General features: G+C 54.2%; 14 protein-coding genes. 5 read left to right on the top strand and 9 right to left on the bottom strand.

The features are described 5' to 3' along the window. The first annotated feature begins 470 nt into the window (after nt 1–470). The 4 genes from BCV73_RS27590 (at nt 471) to BCV73_RS27575 (ending at nt 4,375) form a co-directional block, all read left to right on the top strand. A complete protein-coding gene (locus tag BCV73_RS27590; RefSeq protein ID WP_089549291.1) occupies nt 471–1,439 on the top strand; it encodes an ABC transporter ATP-binding protein in 969 nt (322 codons plus the stop codon). Next, the gene (locus BCV73_RS27585; protein WP_089549290.1) at nt 1,440–2,237 is read left to right on the top strand and encodes an ABC transporter permease; all 798 of its coding nucleotides are present in this window, start codon (nt 1,440–1,442) and stop codon (nt 2,235–2,237) included. A gap of 111 nt (nt 2,238–2,348) precedes the next feature. Next, nucleotides 2,349–3,023: a response regulator transcription factor gene (locus BCV73_RS27580; RefSeq protein ID WP_089549289.1), complete on the top strand. Its 675-nt coding sequence runs from the start codon at nt 2,349–2,351 to the stop codon at nt 3,021–3,023. Next, nucleotides 3,020–4,375, top strand: a complete 1,356-nt coding sequence (locus tag BCV73_RS27575; RefSeq protein ID WP_343220186.1) for a sensor histidine kinase — start codon at nt 3,020–3,022, stop codon at nt 4,373–4,375. The genes BCV73_RS27580 and BCV73_RS27575 overlap by 4 nt, the downstream gene beginning before the upstream one ends. Here BCV73_RS27575 and BCV73_RS27570 read toward each other — a convergent pair. The 4 genes from BCV73_RS27570 to BCV73_RS27555 all read right to left on the bottom strand — a co-directional run bounded on the left by BCV73_RS27570 (nt 4,344) and on the right by BCV73_RS27555 (nt 10,358). Continuing rightward, complete coding sequence (locus BCV73_RS27570) at nt 4,344–6,983, bottom strand: winged helix-turn-helix domain-containing protein (RefSeq protein ID WP_089549288.1); 2,640 nt, start codon at nt 6,981–6,983, stop codon at nt 4,344–4,346. The genes BCV73_RS27575 and BCV73_RS27570 overlap by 32 nt on opposite strands. Before the next feature lie 337 nt (nt 6,984–7,320). Then, entirely contained in the window at nt 7,321–7,983 is a 663-nt protein-coding gene (locus BCV73_RS27565; RefSeq protein ID WP_089549287.1) for a DUF2642 domain-containing protein, read from the bottom strand. Between the two features lie 13 nt (nt 7,984–7,996). Beyond that, the gene (locus BCV73_RS27560; RefSeq protein ID WP_089549286.1) at nt 7,997–9,340 is read right to left on the bottom strand and encodes an arsenic transporter; all 1,344 of its coding nucleotides are present in this window, start codon (nt 9,338–9,340) and stop codon (nt 7,997–7,999) included. 205 nt (nt 9,341–9,545) lie between these two features. Continuing rightward, nucleotides 9,546–10,358, bottom strand: a complete 813-nt coding sequence (locus BCV73_RS27555) for a hypothetical protein (protein WP_089549285.1) — start codon at nt 10,356–10,358, stop codon at nt 9,546–9,548. Nucleotides 10,359–10,706: 348 nt separating this feature from the next. Between BCV73_RS27555 and BCV73_RS27550 the strand changes: the two genes are divergently transcribed. Further along, nucleotides 10,707–11,756, top strand: a complete 1,050-nt coding sequence (locus tag BCV73_RS27550) for a CotH kinase family protein (RefSeq protein WP_089549284.1) — start codon at nt 10,707–10,709, stop codon at nt 11,754–11,756. An 87-nt stretch (nt 11,757–11,843) separates the two neighbouring features. Here BCV73_RS27550 and BCV73_RS27545 read toward each other — a convergent pair whose 3' ends face one another. From BCV73_RS27545 to BCV73_RS27525, 5 genes are all read right to left on the bottom strand, one after another. Continuing rightward, nucleotides 11,844–13,778, bottom strand: coding sequence for an ABC transporter permease (locus tag BCV73_RS27545; RefSeq protein WP_089549283.1), 1,935 nt, complete (start codon nt 13,776–13,778; stop codon nt 11,844–11,846). Continuing rightward, nucleotides 13,753–14,526: an ABC transporter ATP-binding protein gene (locus tag BCV73_RS27540; protein WP_076173030.1), complete on the bottom strand. Its 774-nt coding sequence runs from the start codon at nt 14,524–14,526 to the stop codon at nt 13,753–13,755. The genes BCV73_RS27545 and BCV73_RS27540 overlap by 26 nt, the downstream gene beginning before the upstream one ends. 269 nt (nt 14,527–14,795) lie before the next feature. Next, entirely contained in the window at nt 14,796–15,800 is a 1,005-nt protein-coding gene (locus BCV73_RS27535; protein WP_179232164.1) for a sensor histidine kinase, read from the bottom strand. Nucleotides 15,801–15,802: 2 nt separating this feature from the next. Beyond that, nucleotides 15,803–16,498, bottom strand: coding sequence for a response regulator transcription factor (locus BCV73_RS27530; protein WP_076173028.1), 696 nt, complete (start codon nt 16,496–16,498; stop codon nt 15,803–15,805). 213 nt (nt 16,499–16,711) lie between these two features. After that, entirely contained in the window at nt 16,712–17,821 is a 1,110-nt protein-coding gene (locus BCV73_RS27525) for a tetratricopeptide repeat-containing glycosyltransferase family 2 protein (protein ID WP_089549282.1), read from the bottom strand. Between the last annotated feature and the right edge of the window lie 201 nt (nt 17,822–18,022).

The raw sequence follows: 18,022 nt of genomic DNA, 5'->3' as shown, positions 1-18,022 counted from the left end.
TATGGTGGCTTGCTTTCGCCCGGCTTTCATAATTGACCGGATGCAAATAATATCCATCATACAATAATTTGGAAGCGATTCAAGATAAAGTTTGACTAAATCCAAACTTTATCGGCCCTGCCCGCTACTGTGCAGCACTTCGCATGCGGATCATGCTTCCGATCCCTGTTATTCCCGGATTTCCATGGAACGGGTAGAAGGTTGAAATCCGGGAATAAAGGGGACCACTTCGTTTCTCCAGCACGATTCCGCCTGCTCCGTTGAAGCCAGCTCACAAACCAAACAAGGGAATAAAAGCTGGCTTAATCAAAAGAGGGGGGTAAGGGGATATTTCGGGGCATGATCCGCATGCGGAGCCCCTCCAGTTCATATTGAGTTCACATTACAGGTTTAATCTTAGTACCGTTCACAAGCTCGGCACTGCTTGTTGCAGGCCTGGCCGGTGACCCAGAATCAAGGGAGGTATGAAGATGGAACCCATCATTCGCGTAGAACAATTGCGAAAACAATATAAAAACAGCAAACGTCCGGCCGTGGACGGGATCAGTTTCGAGGTGGGGAGGGGCGAATTTTTCGCCTTCCTGGGCCCGAACGGAGCGGGGAAAACGACTACGATTTCGATCCTGACCACTACGCTGTCCAAAACCGAAGGCACGGTTATGATCGCCGGCTATGACGTGGAGAAGGAAGCGGCGAAGGTGCGCCGGAATGTCGGCATTATTTTTCAAAACCCGAGCCTGGACCTCGATTTGACGGCGGAAGAGAACATCCGCCTCCATGTCAGCATCTATGGCGTTTATGCCTACCGGCCGTTCTACAGCATGATGCCGAAGGAATACAAGCAGCGGATCGAGGAGCTGGCCGCCATCGTCGGCATTCACGACAATTTGTTCAAGAAGGTCAAAGGCTTCTCCGGCGGGATGAAGCGCAAGTTGGAAATCATGCGCAGCTTGATGCACAAGCCGCAAATTTTATTTTTGGATGAGCCGACGCAGGGGCTGGACGCCTCTGCCCGCCAATCGCTGTGGGCCTATCTGCAGAAGATCCGCAAGGAGGAAAACATTACGATTTTCCTGACGACACACTATTTGGAAGAAGCGGAGGAAGCCGACCGGGTATGCATGATCACACACGGCAAAGTGGCGGTGCTCGGAACGCCGGAAGAGATCAAGCACAAGCTGCTGGGTGACAAAAGTATGCTGATCGATGCAGGCGACCGGAAGGCGCTGCGGGCGGAGCTGGAGGAGCTTCAGGTTTCTTTTACCGAAGAGGAGCAGTGCTTCCGGGTCCGTTTTCAGGATAAAACGCCGCAGTCCCTCGTAGCCCGTCTGCAAACGCCATTAAGCCGGATGGAAGTGCACCAGCAGACGCTTGAGGAAGCCTATCTGAGCCTGGTGCAGCAGAGTCAGAACGACGAATCGAGAAAGGGGGCGGTCTAAATGCTCATGACCAAAGCGCAAAAGGAAAGCAACGCGGTCGTGGCGATCGCCGCACGGGAAATTACGAAGGGAATCAAAAATCCGGTGCTGATGATCGTGAGCATCGTCTTTCCGATCATTTTCATCGGCATCTTCGGTGGAAGCCTGTCGCAGAACATGGCCGGCAATCTCGGTTACAATTATTTGCAGTTCATGATGATCGGCATGATCGTGAACAGCGTGTTCACGGGCCTTATCACGGGGATGAGCTCCCTGATCGAGGAAAGGAACCAGAATTTGACGCAGGAGCTGTATGTGTCCCCGATCTCCAGGTATTCCATTATCCTCGGTAAAATGATCGGTTCCAGCTTCACCAGCATCGTGGGGCTGATCGGCATTCTGATCGTCGCGCTTCTGATGCAAATTCCATTAGGCGGCATGCATATTGTATGGCTGTTTCTCATTACGCCGCTGTTCTGCCTGATCGGCGGATCGTTGGGTATTTTCTTCATCGGGTTTGTCCAAGACAGTAAGACGGCGGATATCGGTTCGATGCTGCTCGTCATGCCGCAGATGTTCCTGTCGGGAGCGATGATTCCGATCCAGCATTCCACCGGCATTCTCGGCTTTCTAGCCCATATTATGCCGATGACGTACTGCATCGATTTGGCCCGGGCGGTGTTTTATTCCGGGACGCCGGTCTACTCGCAGATCGTGCTGTACCATCCGGTGACGGATCTGCTCGTGATGGCCGGATTCTTCCTGGTCTTCACGATCGTGGGCACATTGATGTTTACGAGATCGGAACGGAATCGGTAAAATGCAGGTAGGACGAAAATGGCCCCTCCGATTGGGGCATGGATGTACGGAACGCATAACCGTGAATGTTCGCGTTTATTTCATATCTATTATAGAAAGGAGTGGGGCGACTTGGCTCATATACTGGTTGTCGACGACGATCCTCATATCCGCGAGCTCGTCAGCCATCTGCTGAAGAATGAGGGCTATACGATAGCAGAGGCTTCGAACGGAAATGAAGCCTTGGAGGCAATGGAGTCGTTCAAGGCCGATCTGGTCATCCTCGATATTATGATGCCGGGCATGGACGGCTGGGAGCTGTGCCGTGAGCTGGATGCGGCCTATGACATTCCGCTGCTGATGCTGACGGCCAAAGGTGAGACTTCGCAAAAGGTCAAAGGGTTTGAGCTCGGGACCGACGACTATCTCGTCAAACCGTTTGACCCGCTCGAGCTGACTGTCCGGGTGAAGGCGCTCCTCAAACGTTATAAAATATCGGCCTCGCAGGAAATTCAGTTTGGCGACGTGCGTCTGAACCGCAAAACGTACGAATGCTACGCAGGATCGGCTGCGCTGACGCTCCCGCTGAAGGAATTTGAGCTGCTGTTTTTGCTTGGCAGCTACCCGGGCAAGACGTTTTCCCGGGATCAAATCATTGAACATATTTGGGGCTATGACTATGAAGGTGACGAACGGACCGTCGATGTGCATATCAAGCGGCTGCGGGAACGGTTTGCCGACCAGCAGGACCGCTTTCAGATCCGCACGATCCGCGGCCTCGGCTACCGGCTTGAGGTGCTGTCATGAAGGATAGGGAGCAGGGGCCGGTACCGGTTGATGCGTTCCAGGCTGACGGTACCGATGCCCGTTCCGGGAACCTGGAGCGAAGCGGGCCGGATCGTTACAGCGCACAGCGGGAACGGATTCAGCGCCGCCGTCTGGATCGGGAGCAGAACGAAACGTGGCTGCGCATGAATCACGCGAGGGGGACGAAGCCGGAGGACCGGCAGGAGGCTCGCCGGCTCAAGAGGGAAGAGCGGAGAAGAAAGCGGAAGGAAATTGCGAAGCGGAGAGAGGATAAGATTCGGGGCATGGACGGTGAGCCGCTGAACTTTTGGCTGCGCGTCCGGATCATCTTTTTCATGATCCTTTTGCTGTCAGCGCTCGTCGTCTGCTGGACTGCGGCGTTCTATATAACTCACGGCCTTCGCTGGCACATATCCCCGCTCTTGCGGCAGCTGCTGAATTCCGTGCTGGGATTCTTCATTTTCGGCGTTTCCATCTCGATTATTTCGCGGTTTGCGAAGCGGAGACAGTCGGAGTTTTACCAATTGGTCATCGATGCGCTGAAGCGGATCTCCAAAGGCGACTTCAAAGTGGAAATTCCGGTGTTCGGAGAAAACGGCCACTGGGGCGGGATTGTGAAGGGGATCAACAACATGGCCGCCGACCTGAACAACCTGGAGCATATGCGCCAGGAGTTTATATCGAACGTGTCCCACGAGATTCAATCCCCGCTGACTTCGATCAGCGGCTTTGCCCGCGTCCTGCGCGAGGAGAACCTGAGCCCCGGCCAGCGGGACCATTACTTGAACATCATTGAGGAGGAGAGCGTACGGCTCTCCCGGCTGTCGGAGAACATGCTGCGCCTGGCGTCGCTGGATTCCGACAAGCATCCGTTTCACGCTGAACCGGTCCGGCTGGACAAACAGCTGCAGATGCTCGTTCTCGCCTGTGAGCCCCAGTGGCAGGGCAAGGACCTCGATATGTCTGTAGAGTTTGAACCCGTGACGATCGAGGCGGATCGGGATTTGCTCAGCCAGGTCTGGGTGAATCTGCTCCACAATGCGATTAAGTTTACGCCGGAGGGCGGAACGGTCCAGGTTTTTCTCGAGGAAAGCGGGCAGGAAGCCGTCGTGCGCGTCAGGGACTCGGGCATTGGCATTTCGGCCGAGGACCTCGAGCATATTTTTGAAAGATTCTATAAAGCGGATAAATCAAGAACCCGCTCCGGCGGGGGAAGCGGGCTGGGACTATCGATTATACAGAAAATCGTGCAGATGCACGGCGGCAGCGTCTCGGTCCAAAGCGCTCCGGGAGAAGGCACGGAGATGACGGTCCGGCTGCCTAAGACAGCAGACCGAGCTGCCGGGCCGTAACGAGCGCCTGGGTTCGCGAGGATACGCCGAGCTTTTCGTACAGGCGGGATAAGTAGACCTTAATGGTCCCTTCCGACAGAGCCAGCTCGGCGGCCATCTCCTTATTGCTCGCCCCTTGGCCGATCAGCCGGAGCAGCTCGGATTCGCTGCGGCTCAGCGGCTCGGCCGAGGCCGCCGGAGCTGCAGCCGCAGCCGCCGTCTCCTGCATGGCCACGGGGAATAGCCTCAGAAGCGTACGGACATAATCCCCGGATACTTCCCCCGGGAGCCCGGCCCCAACGTCCTCATGGCTTCCACCGGACTCTCCGCGAATGACGGCCGCCTCATACCGGCCAAGCAGCGACATCATCGGCTTGCCCTCATCCACAAAACTCCGGATATACCCGCTGCGTTCTCCCAGGAACAGGGCGGTATGGAGGTGGCGGAGGGCGGCCGTTTTTTGCCCCAGCTGTTCCTTCAGCAGCGCCTGCAGGGTATGGTTCTCCACGATGCCGGAAACGAGCTGCTCGCGCTCCGATTGGGGCAGCAGGTGCTCCAGAATCCGCAGCGCCTCGTTCTCCTTCCGCTGCTTGCCAAGCAGGCGCACAAGCGTCATCATTTCATACTCCCGCTGAAAAGTCGGCTTGTCCTTGGCGGTCAGCCCCAGCCGGGCCATCAGCTTCCTGGCGGCCGGCATTTGTCCGTCTGCAAGATGCATGCGGACTTTGAATGCCGTCAGCAGATGGACCCAGGGCGTGCCCCAGCCGGCAGAAGATGAGAGCGGGGCATCCAGCACTTCGTCGATGACGTCATGCGCCAGAGCGGTCCGGTCGTCCGCAATGAGCAGACGGGCCTTCATGAGCAGCATGGGAACGAGCAGTCCCGGTACGTTTAATTTTTCGGTCAAAGCTGTCATCTCCTGGAGCATCTGGCGGCACTCGCCGAGACGGTTCCATTCATAATATCCTTCAACGAGCGACTGCTTTACATAGAGATGAATGAGCGACCCCTGCCAGCCATGGGCGGCGAGCACACCCATAAACAGCGTGCCGATTTTTTCCGTGTCCGCCGACAGAACTCCTTTTAGCCCCAGAGCGGTCCGTCTCACAAGAGGCTCTGTTTTGTTGTAGTTAAACATATAATAAGTCGGGTCAGCCGGGAGGATATCGTCCAGCATGGTCCCGATGAAGGCAAACCAATTCGTGAAGTCTCCGCTGGCGAACATCAGATTGGAACGGACGAACAGGATGCCGCTCTGCAGCTGCTTCAGCCGTTCCGATTCCTTCAGCATCCGGGTCGACGCCTCCAGTGATCCGAGTCTGGTTTCAGCCTGGCCGAAGTGCCCGGTGAGCACCAGTACGAACGCGTACAGGAGCGACAGCTCCATAGACAGCTCATAGGATGGCGGGAAGCCCTCGAACCAGCGCAGCAGGACGGAAACTTCACCGCGCTCCAGCACGGCTGGAATATGCTGCTCGAGCAGGCGGCCCGCCTCGGCGTAATCACCGGCAGCCATGGCGTGGTCTACGGCTTCGTCCAGCAATCCGCGGGACGCAAAGCCCCGGCTTGCCAGCCGGTTCAGCCGCAACCACTCATCGGGCTGATGCCGCTTGAGGTGTTCCCGGACAAATCCGGCGAATAAATGATGGTAGCGGAACCATTTATGCTTCAGGTCCAGCGGGATGAGAAATAAATTGAACCGGCGGGCCGCGTCAAGCTTGTCCCCGCTGGCAGGGTCGCCCGTGAGCAGGCTGCATATGCCTGCATCCATCCGGTCGAGAACGGCCGTCGTCAGCACGAACGATCTCAAGTCGGCAGGAAGCTGCGCAAGTACCTCCTGAAAAAGGTAATCGGCCACATCCCGGTGGTCTCCATAGAACCCTTCGATCCATCGGTCCACGTCTTCCGCCGCTCTTAAAGAGAGCGAGGCCAGCTGCAGACCGGCTGCCCATCCCTCGGTCCGTTCCGCAATCCGGTCGATCTGCCGCGGGGTCAGCCGCATGATGCCGGACTTGTGGTAGAACTGCTCGGACTCGTCCCGGGTAAACTGGAGCCTGTCGGCGTCAACGACGATGCATTCCCGCTTGGAGAGCCATTTGGATGCAGGAAAAGGTACTTCCTTGCGGCTCGCGACCGTCACATGAAGGGTGGGGGGCATATAGTCGATCAGGTAAGACAAGCCGTTATGGATGCGGTCATCCTCTATCCAATGATAATCGTCCAATATGAGCTTTACAGGCTCGGACAGTCCATAAAGTTCATTCATTAACGCATCCAGGAAGGCGTCTGCCGACAGGGAAGGCAGGGCATCGGCCAGTTCCAGCATTCGCAGGGCTGCCGGGGCCGGCAGGATTTCCGCCAATGCAAACGCCGCATAGCGCCAGAACCGGACCGGATCGTTGTCACGGCCGTCCAGCGCCAGCCAGGCGCAGTTGACGCCTTCGCTTTGGGCCCACTGCGTCAACAGGGTGGTTTTGCCTGAACCGGCAGGGGCGTAAATCAAAGTGAGTCTGCCATGAACTCCACCCGACAGAGATTGAAGCAGGCGTTCCCTCTCGACCAAGCCATCCTTCGGAAAGGGCAGGGTGATTTTTGTTTTTAAGATGATTGCATCGGTCCGCGTGATCATTGTATCCTCCAAATTTCCGACAAAATGGATGCCTTTTCCGTACTTTTTCTCTCATTATATAAAAAAACGGCCGATCCGTTAACTTTCGTTAATCGCCAAAGGCCTGTTCTTCGGTTAAAATATGCGCAGATCGGAACGTGAGACGATGAGCCGGTCACCCCAATTAACCAAACAACGCCATTCTCCCCACGCAAGGTCCCTGCTACTGGGTCCTAGATCCCCCTCCCCCACAACTCTGCCGCGAAGCTCCCCGGAAACCGGAAACGGTCCCCCTGCCGGATTCCGGCGTTATGCAAAAACAGCCAATCAGAGCATGCTCTGCATTGGCTGTTTTTGGTTAGGGAAGATGAATGGATTTGATATGATCCGTGTGAAGAAGGATGGTTTGGCCTCCCGCCTCGATCAGCTCTATAATATGACTGTCTACTTTTTTGAGGAGCCCGGCTTTGAGGGGAGATTCACCCAAATCGAACACGACCAGACCATTCTGGAATTTTTCAAGCTGCTGTTCCAAGTTCCGCGATAGGGCCGGTGTTCCTGGCTGCACGGGAAAATGCGAATCGCTCAAATCATAGGGGGTCATATTCGGAGGGTACGGAGACAAATATTTTACATGGTGCAGCGGGATATAGATGGTATGGTGAACAGGGGAGTAGAAAAGGAAATAATCATTCATAATGCTGGTTACATACCCATGAATCGAGCTGGCACCGCCAAGATGGATTTCCGTAAATATGCCTCTTGCATTCATCAGCATCTTGCGAAAAGAAATATGGGCATGGTCAAGAACGGGCTCTTTGTTGGCTTGAGACGAATCCTCGGCCTCCTCCATGATCTTCATGTGCTGAAGATGGTGTACCGGCGTGTAAATATATTTGTTTTCCGAGTAGAGGACCAAAATATCACTGCCGACATCAATGAGTTCACCGATGATCGGGATTTTATAGCCCGAGATCTTTAATTCTATTGTTTTTCCAAGTAGAGAACGGATGGACTCCATAGCTTGCCTCCTTTCATATGACATATTGAGTCCAGAGATAAAGGCTGGCGAGGCTGACGATTAGACCGACAGGTATCACAATGAACGTAACGCGCATATACTGCTTCCATGTGATATGAATTTTGCTGCTTCTTAACATGAACATCCATATCAAGGTAGCGAGGGTTCCGACGGGCGTCAACAGCGAACCGATGTCGCTTCCGATAATCGTTGCCATATAAGCGAGATGGACATGCTGCGGATCAAGTCCCATGCCGAGCACCGCTAAGGTTCCGATCATGACGGACGGCAGGTTATTCACGATATTGGACAACAGGGTCAGCAACAGTCCGAATGCGGCGATCAGGCTAGCTTCACCCATGCCGGCAAATGGTTGTAATCCGTTGATTAAAGCAGCGGTTAACCCGGCGTTATCCAGGCTTTTGACGATAATATAGATGCTGAAGGCGAACAGCAGGATATGCCAAGGCGTCTTCGTGACGATGTCCTTGATCCCTGTTTTGGTCCGATACCAGCGGACGAAGACGATGAGGGCAGCCCCGGTGATTGCGACATACTCGAGCGGTATACCCAAGCTTGCTGCTAGAAAGAAACCTGCCCGGAAGAGGACTACGATGCAGATGCTGACACGAAACAGCCACCAGTCGATTTGGGTTCTGGATTCGGTTGGCTGTTGAAGCGGGTGTATGTTAACTAATGAAAAATCACGGGCGGGGTTACGGGAGATGGTAACGGGTATCTGTTTGCGGAAATAAAGGTAGAGCAGCATGGCGATCGTTGCGATCCCGATCATGGAGGGGACGAACATAATTAGGGTATAGCTGTTCAGGTCCAGGCCTACGATATTAAGCGCGATGAGATTCGCGAGGTTGCTCACGCCGATCGGTGCGCTGGATGCCGTTGCGATGAGTGCGCCGGAAAGGAGGTACGGTATTTTTTGATGCGGCTTTAATTTCAGCATCGAGCAGATTTGAATAATGATGGGCGTTGTGATCAGGATACTGCCATCGTTATTAAAGAAAATCGTCATTAGGAAGCAGAGCAGGATCACGTACCAGAACAGTTTCCGGCCGGAACCGTTTACCCGTTCAATCAGGTTAAGAGCAACCCAGCGAAAAACACCGACGCTGTCCAGCACAAGGGACATCACGATTGTAGACAGAATCGTCACAGCGGCTCCGGAAACGATGTTGAAGATGGTGATCAGGTCCGTTAAAGGGACGACCCCGGCGGCGAGCAGAATAAATGCTCCGGCAGTGGTTGAAATGGATTCGTTGATTCCGCGGGGACGCCACATCAAGAAAATGACGGTGATGGCAAATACGCCGACTGTTAGCCACATTTGGTAGTCAGACATTTACTTTGACTCACCTCCCAGGGGGAGAACACTGGATACTGGCTGAATGACTGGATCTGCGGTCCGTGTAGCTTTTCCTGGACGAATCATCCAGTACAACGGGATTCCGGCAAGTAAAACTGCAATAAATACATACATGGTTTATTCCCCCCTTTGTGGATTGGATTCAACGCGAAGGGTCTATTTGGTTGATTGCAGTCATGGCTTATTTACCGATTTTGCGCTTGCGTACCGTACGTTTAATCGTTTTGGTCTTTCTCCAGGATCTGTTAGCCCATTCCATGGCCCCTCTTGTCAGATTGCCTTTGGTATGGTTGCCGCGGGTTTTGTTGCCACGGGTTTGATGGCCACGAGTTTGATTGCCACGAGTTTGGTTGCCGCGGGTTTGATTACCACGAGTTTGGTTGCCACGAGTTTGGTTGCCGCGGGTTTGATTACCACGAGTTTGGTTGCCGCGAGTTTTGTTACCTCTAGTTTGATTGCCCCGGGTTTGGTTGCCTTTGGTTTGGTTACCTTTGGTTTGGTTACCTTTGCTTTGGTTGCCTTTGCTTTGGTTGCCTCCAGACTGATTGCCTTTAGATTGGTTTTTGTTACCGCCGCTCTTGTTCTTGTTTCCTCCACTGGTGTTCGAGCCGATGACCATAACGGATTTTACATGGAATATCGGAATACTGATGACTTCATCTTTTTTGGCTACCACCGTCAATGTGGATTGGTTCACATCCGCAACCACACCTTCGACTTTTTCAGGGCCGCCGCGGTTGATCTGTACGCGTTGGTAGCGGAGCGCGTGCAGCAATCCAGCGAAGTTTCCTGCCATAATCGGGTTCACCGTCATGGCTTTTGCCCCTCCGGATTTGCCTGTGCTGCTGATGCTTTTGATATGGGTGCTGTTGACATAGACGATGCCTTCTTTCGTCGCAACGGCCAGGTAACCGTTTTGTATCCCCACCAGAACACCTACGATCGAGTCCGGCCCGCCGCGATTGATTTTCACCTCGCTCCCAATGGAGTTCATTGTGTTAAGACCTGCTAACGACATACCAATTACCCCTTCCAAGATAGTTTGGATAGTCTCATGAAGGGCTTTATTTGTCCTTCGAGTCTATCTGTAATCTATTTATATGTGTCTTGCAAAAAAGGGGACTAGCCGAAAATACTAGATTATCCAAAATCAAACCGGAGTCTATCTTTCTATGTCTGCCGAATAGTTTTTACACTAGAAAGGCGTCAGCCCTTACGTGAACTGCCGGCGCCGCATAGGTTGAACAAAGCCTAAATAGGGCAAATGATCACGCCGTGTTCAGCCCCAGTGGGCCGGGCAGGCTGTAGATCAGGCGATTCAATCTAGAAGGGCGGTTACGGCATGGGTCTGCCTGTATACCGGATCGAGTTAAAGGATTCGGCGATGAAAAAGCTGGAGAGCAACATATGGTCCGATTCGTTTGTCAGTGGAACGATGAGTATGGATGGCCGGAGGACTCCGATTCGCATTCGTTACCGCGGGGGCCATACCCGTGAATATCCGAAAAAATCCTATGAGGTTCGGACGGCCAAGGCGACGTACCACTTTAACGCGGAGCACGATGATCCGTCCCTGATGAGAAACGCCCTTTCATTTCATTATTTTAATGTGCTTGGCGTCCCCAGCCCCTCAACGAAACACTGTGTGCTTTATATAAATGGAAAGAAGGAAGGGGTGTATTTAAGAATTGAGGCGGTGAAGTCCGCTTTTTTCCGCAAAAGGGGGCTCCATGCACGAAGCATCATCTATGCGGTCAATGATAATGCTGACTTTGCAATGCCGGAAAAAAATGCGAAGTCCAGCAAATTGCTGTCAGGATACGCCTTCATTAAAGGCGGCGAAACGGACAGGAACCGCCTCAGCGACTTCATCCGCAGCATTAACCGAAAAAAAGGGACCGAGCTAAGCGATTATCTTCGGCAGCGACTGGATATGGACAATTACTTGCGCTGGTTATGCGGAGCTGTGCTGACCGGAAATTACGACGGGTTCCTCCAGAACTATACGATATTCGAATACGGCAAACGCAGTAAGTATGGAATGATCCCTTGGGATTATGAGGGTACATGGGGCAGAAACTGCTATGGTAAAGCTGTAAACTCCGACCTGGTCAGGATTAAGGGATACAACGTGCTGACTGGAAAAGTGCTGGCCTACAAGACGAACAGACAGAAGTATAAGCGAATCCTTGAGCGGGCGCTGGAATCCACCTTTACCGTATCCCGCCTGATGCCTGTGGTCAGGAAAATGCACAGCGCCATTGCTCAGGATATCTATGATGACCCTAAATATAAGTGGGATGTCGGTATCTTTGATACGGAACCGGATGTCATCAGGGAATATATTGAAGACCGGCGCCGGGATATCAAGAATGAAATGGAGCAACTTTGAGCGAGCCGTGGCTCCCCCGGCTACATAACACAAGCCCTGGCACGCTTACACGTACCAGGGCTTGCTTCCCAGGGATTTGACCCCGCTTCAGATCATTTTCTGATGTAAATGATTTAAATAGCGCCAGCGCGTGATCCAATAATAAACGACCTGGATCGCCAGGAACGTGGCGAAGATGGCCAGCGTATGCGAAGCGACGGAGAAGTCGACCAGCTGCTGCAGGGCCAGAAAGGCGACGCTGCTGTGGATAACCGCCACCAGCATTGGCAGGAAGAACATCAGCAGCAGCTGCCTCGAGACGGTTCGCCCCAATTCCCTCCGGCTTAATCCCACCTTGGAGATCATCCGGTACTGCTCTTCGTCCCGGGCCAGGTCGGCATAAAGCCGGAAGTAGATGAAGCTCGCAGCAAAGGTGAAGAACACGATCCCGACGAGCCCGCTGACGATCAGCAGCAGGCCGTTTAACTGCCGGGACTCGACCCAGTCGATGACGAGCGCCTGGAAGTTGTAATTCATATTTCCCGACTCATCGACGTCATTATTAATGGTGTCGCGGAGCTCCTGCGCGATGCGCAGCGTGTGGTGCCAGTCCGGAACGACAAACTGCACAGAGACGAGCTTGAGCAGATTGCCGGCGTTCATCTTCGCATAGTCTGCGTCGGACACGACATACACGTTGGTGGTATTGGGTACGACGATATGAGGCAGCGCTTTGAGCAGATGCAGGGTCATTTCCGAGCCTTCCTTCGTCAGGGTCAGGCGGTCCTGGGTTAATCCGTCCAGCTTGAACTCGCTGGTTTGCGTGACCGTCGAGGGCGTGGCGAACGCTTCCCCTTCACGAAGCGTCTCCTGCTCGTAACCGAGGGCCTGCGCCAGTCGGTTGTAATCGTCCAGCTTGATCAGCATGAACCCGTTATCCGAATAAGTCGGGATATAAGATACTTTGCGGTAGTCAAAACCCTCCCTCCGCAGTGTATCTTCAATCAGGCGGACATGCTTCTGCTCAAACGAATTTTTATGGTCCGAATCATTATATGAATCATACGTGAACGCATACGGGTTCTTCATCGAAGCGAGCCCGGGGTCGCCAATGGCCAGCGCGGTTCCGATCCCGGTAAAAGCGGTAGCGGAAATGACCGCAACCATGAAGAACATCACGGCGTTGTCCCGCAACCGGTAAATCAGTTCGGAAATCGTCAGCAGGTTTGTCCGCTTGAGGAAGATGCGGGGCCGCTTCTTCATCGCTCTCATCACGTACACGCTGAGCTGGGTGAACAGGAAGTACGTGCCGACGATGACCAGCACCACGCCGCCGAGCAGCAGCAGGAATGAGAACATCCGGCGCAGCACGAACAGGAACACGCAGGCGTAGCCGAGTATGATCAGCAGCGCCGACAGAACGGACAGCAGGACCGATGCTTTCGGCTCAGGCTTGGGCTTATCCTCCGCTTTGATCAGCTCGATGAGCGTGCCCTTCCGGGTCATCACCGACGTGAAGGAAGCGACCAGCAGAAACAGAAGCAGGTACGCCCCGGCCGTCAGCAGGACCGCTTTTCCCGGCAGGTAAAAGGGCAGCCCGTCGACGATCGCCAGCATCGAGGCGGAGATGAGCAGGATCAGCTTCGAGAACACAGCCCCGACGATGATCCCGGCGATAATAGCTGCAACACCGATTGCGATATTTTCAATAAAAAGCATCCGGTTCAGCTGTTTGCGTGACATGCCTAGCAGGAGCAGAATGCCGAATTCCTTTTTGCGCAGCTTGATAAACGAAGATGCTGAATACAGCAGGAAAAAGAACGAGAAAATGAACACGATACATTGGGATACCCGCAGCCCCATCGTGCCGAGCATGCTCAGCGTTCCGCTGGAGGACACGATGTTTCCCTTCAGATCGGGATGAAAGAGCAGCAGGGCATAGATGAAGAAAATCATGACCGAAAAGGCGCTGCTCAGAAAATGGGCGACGTACGCGCGCTTGTTCCGGAAGACGTTATTAAAGGCGAACTGGCGAAAATTCATGTCCGTTCCCTCCCAGCAGCGACAGCACGTTGATGATCTTTTGGTAGAACGCCGCGCGGTTATCCCCGTCATGGATTTCGTTGTACAGCTGGCCGTCTTTGATAAAAATAACGCGGTGACAGTAGCTCGCCGCCACCGGATCGTGGGTGACGAGCAGCATCGTGGCCCCGTCCTCCTGATTGCGCTTCTCGAGAATTTCCATCACGTCGCGCGCTGCCTTGGAGTCCAAGTTGCCTGTCGGCTCGTCGGCCAGCAGCAGCTTGGGCCGGTGGATTAGCGCCCGCGCGATCGCGGTTCGCTGCGCCTGCCCTCCGGATATCTCGTAGGTTCGCTTATCCAGGATCGGGGTAATGCCAAGTTTCTCAGCTAGAGCGGCGACCCGTTCGTTCATTTCCTGCACGCCGACGCCATCCAGCGTTAACGGCAGTATAATGTTCTCCTTCACCGTCAGCGTATGAAGCAGATTGAACGACTGAAAGACGAAGCCCAGCTCCCGGCGGCGGAACAGTGCCAGCTGATCCTGGGACAGGCGGTACGGATCCTCTCCGCCGATGCGGATTTCGCCCGAGGTCGGGCGGTCGATGGTCGACACGATGTTCAGCAGGGTCGTTTTTCCGCTCCCGGACGGCCCCATAATGCCGACAAACTCGCCTTCCTGAATCGTTAAATCGATATTGGACAGAGCCTCGTAGGAAACCATGCCTTTATAAATTTTGCCTATATTTTTGGCGGATAAAATGTCCGTCATCCGAAGCACTCCTTCTCTTCAACCCGGACACCTGCTCGCGCGCGGGAGAGCGGCGGAACCGGCGGTCCGTTCAATTTTAGGGTCCCCGCAAGATCAGTGATGGCGCATCGATGTAAAGGGATGCTTTGCGGGGTTCATCTAGGTCCAGTGTAAGCGATGGAGCCCAAATCTCCTATGGATGGACCTTTCAGCAATCTTACACGGATGTAAGCTTGCGTCACCGCCTGCAGGCTTGTCTTGTCCGGACGCGCGGCAAAAAGGCGCCGGAATCAGCGATTCCGCACCTGTACCTGCGAGCGCTCAAAATGGAGACGGACCGCCGTCCCTTCCCCGGGCGCCGATTCGATGCGAATGCCGTGGCCCAGCTTGTCCACGACCTCTTTTACGAGATACAGCCCCATACCCGTAGATTCCTTGAACCTGCGGCCGTTCTCGCCCGTGTAGAAGGGACGGAAGACCCGCCCGAGGTCCGCCTTCGGAATGCCGACGCCCCGGTCCCGGATTTCCAGGGTCAAGGAACGGTCGTCTTCAGTCCTGGCGGAAACCGTAATTTTGCTGCCGGTGCCGGCGGCATATTTGATGGCGTTGGACAACAGCTGCTCGAGCATGAACCGCATCCATTTGGCATCGGTTTGCACCATAACCCCGTCGTCCACCTGAACTTCCGGATACACATGATTGCGGATAAAATACCGCTTGAGCTCATGCACCGTTTCGTTTACGGCCTGCCTGAGCCCTACGGGCTCCACGCTGAAGTCCTGCTCGAAGGTTTCGAGACGGGACACGTACAGCACCATCTCCAGGCCGCGCCGGATGCGGTCGGTTTCCTCCGATATGCTGAGCAGACGCTCATCGTCTTCACCCTGCGTAATCATCTCGATGACGGATACCGGCGTCTTCATCTGATGCACCCACTGGTTCATGAAGGTCAGGTGCTCCTGCTGCTTGCGTTCCCAGGTCTGAAGCAGGTTCTGGTAATGCCGGTACTGCGTCTCCAGCAGATGGTTGAAGGCTTGGGACACTGGTGCGGTACCGCCTGCGGCGATCGACTCGTTTAAGGCTTCGAATGGACGGGATAAGCGCATGTACAGCAGCCGCTGGCTGAAGAAACGAAAGATGAGATATCCGGCAAAAATAAACAGGCCGAGAAAAATGCCATAGAGCGCCGTGAGCGGATGGTCGTATCCGTCAAACCAGAACACAGCCACAACGGCCAGCAGTTCCAGCATCGTGAAGATCAGCAGCGGAATATGATCGCGAATGAAGAGCTTCAACGTCATGCCTCATCCTTCCATGCCATATTGAGACGGTAGCCCGAGCCGCGCACCGTTTCCAGCGCCTCCCCGATGCCCAGCTCCGCCAGCCTTTTGCGGACACGGGTAATATTCACGCTCAAGGTGTTGTCGTCCACGAACGTGTCGTCCCACAGCTTCTCGAGGATCGTTTCCCGGGAGACCAGCCGCGGACTGCGTTCCAGCAGGGTTTCAATCAGAATCGTTTCCTTCCGGGTCAGGGAGATCCGCTTGTCCCCCAGCTTCAGCTCCATCCGTTCGGGATACAGGACAAGCCCGGCTTGTTCGACCGTCCGCTCACCGCCGGCGGCATAATCCCCATAGACGCGCCGGAGCTGGCTGCGAATTTTGGCCATCACAATTTCGTAGTGAAACGGCTTGGTGATATAATCGTCGCCGCCGTTCTCCAGGGCCATGACCTGATCCATCTTTTCGTTGCGGGCCGAAATAAAAACGATCGGGCAGGTCGACACCTGACGGATCTGCCGGCACCAGTAGTAGCCGTCGAAGCTCGGCAGGTTGACATCCAGCAGCACGATATGGGGGGCGGCCGCCGTAAACTCATCCAGCACACGGTCGAAATCGTGAATGACGATGGCCTCGTCTCCGTATTTTTGGATGTGGGACTGAAGCAGACCGGCGATCTTCGGATCGTCTTCGACGATCAATATTTTATACATATCCGAATTCTCCTTATGAAAGCAGTACTCGTGTTCCTATAGTAGTTAACTCAGTATCATTATACACGTAAACCGCTGCGGGATTCAGGCAGCCAGGGTTCTGGACGGGAAGCGGGAATAGAATTCGATTGGGAATGATGATCCCGGAGCCCGTTTTAAAACAATGAAAAAGGTACCCTCGCCTGAGGGCACCTTTTTTTGGGCTGCACTGGGTTAGTCGTATGCTTGTTGACTGTCTGGGGGGACGCCATTCCTTTTTAAACGGGCCTCCAAATACGTCTTGTTACCAAGGACGGAGGGATGTTCCGGCTGGTAACGCCTTGCTGCTTCGTTATGTTCATAAGCCGTTTCATACTGGCCGAGCTTGTCGTAACAGACGCACAGCTGCAGATGCGGGAGCCATGTGGCATAGGATCGGTTGGATATCCCCCAATGGCTCGTCGGCGCCGTCCATTCCAGGGCCTGTCGGTACCAGAAAATGGCCGTCTCCCAATCCGCCTGTTCCATATAATGGAAGCCCAGCCTGCAGCAAAACTCGGGGCGGGGCTTGCCGTATTCCAGCGATTTCAAGGTGTAGAGCAGCTCCTTGGATCGATTCCCAAGCGCATGGTAACAATCGGCCAATTTGCCGCATGCCGCAATATTATCCTCCACCCACCCGCGGCCTTCGTTCAGAAATTTCTCATAGTAGAACACAGCCATTTCATATAAATGGTGGTCCATCAGCTCATTAGCAAAATAATACGTGTCCCGGGGAGTGAATTCGGCTTTTTGAGACAATTTGCGCAGGTAGATGCTGAGGTTGCGGTCGCGGTTTCGATCGTCACCCCGGTGAGTAACGGCAATATCGCTGTCCACAATCCGTCCGCTGACCTCCAGATATTCATGAACCGTACCGGTCCAGCGGAATCCCTGTGAACGCTTGACCAAACGGTTGCGCCGCAGCTGGACGGTAACGTTGCCGTACGGGTCGGAACCGAGATGGTACAGCATCGTGACCGAATCGGTCCTTCGATCGAGAGACTCCTTGAGCCGGATTAGCTTTATCTGATCTTCCTCGAGCAGGATATCGTCGGCGTCCAACCACAGAATATACTCGCAGGTGGCGAGACTGAAAGAAAAATTCCGGGCCGCGCTAAAATCGTCAATCCAGTCGAAGAAGTGAATGTCGTCGGTGAATTTTCGTGCGGTCTCCCTTGTTCCATCCGTCGACCCGGTATCCACGATAATGATCTGATCCACTGCACGGGATACCGAGGACAGGCACCTTTCCAGCGTGTGTTCTTCATTTTTTACGATCATGCACAGGCTGATGGTTATCACAATCAGGGTTCCTCCTAGACTCCACACGGATTGCTGCCTCGGAAAAGTGATGAGCTGCCGCCATGCGTAATAAGTATGTATCAATACCATGTGTCGTGCGGCGGGCTTCCACTGAAATCTGGCCGCTTATTTCAAAGGTTATGTGCATCGGTAGGCGGACATACCAACCGGACTATTCCGAACGGCGAGTTCGACGGGTCC

It is taken from the genome of Paenibacillus sp. SSG-1 (assembly GCF_002224835.1).
Lineage (GTDB): Bacteria > Bacillota > Bacilli > Paenibacillales > Paenibacillaceae > Paenibacillus_AQ > Paenibacillus_AQ favisporus.
The sequence above is the reverse complement of the archived record's forward strand: the minus strand, read 5'-3'. Positions and strand labels throughout refer to the sequence as shown.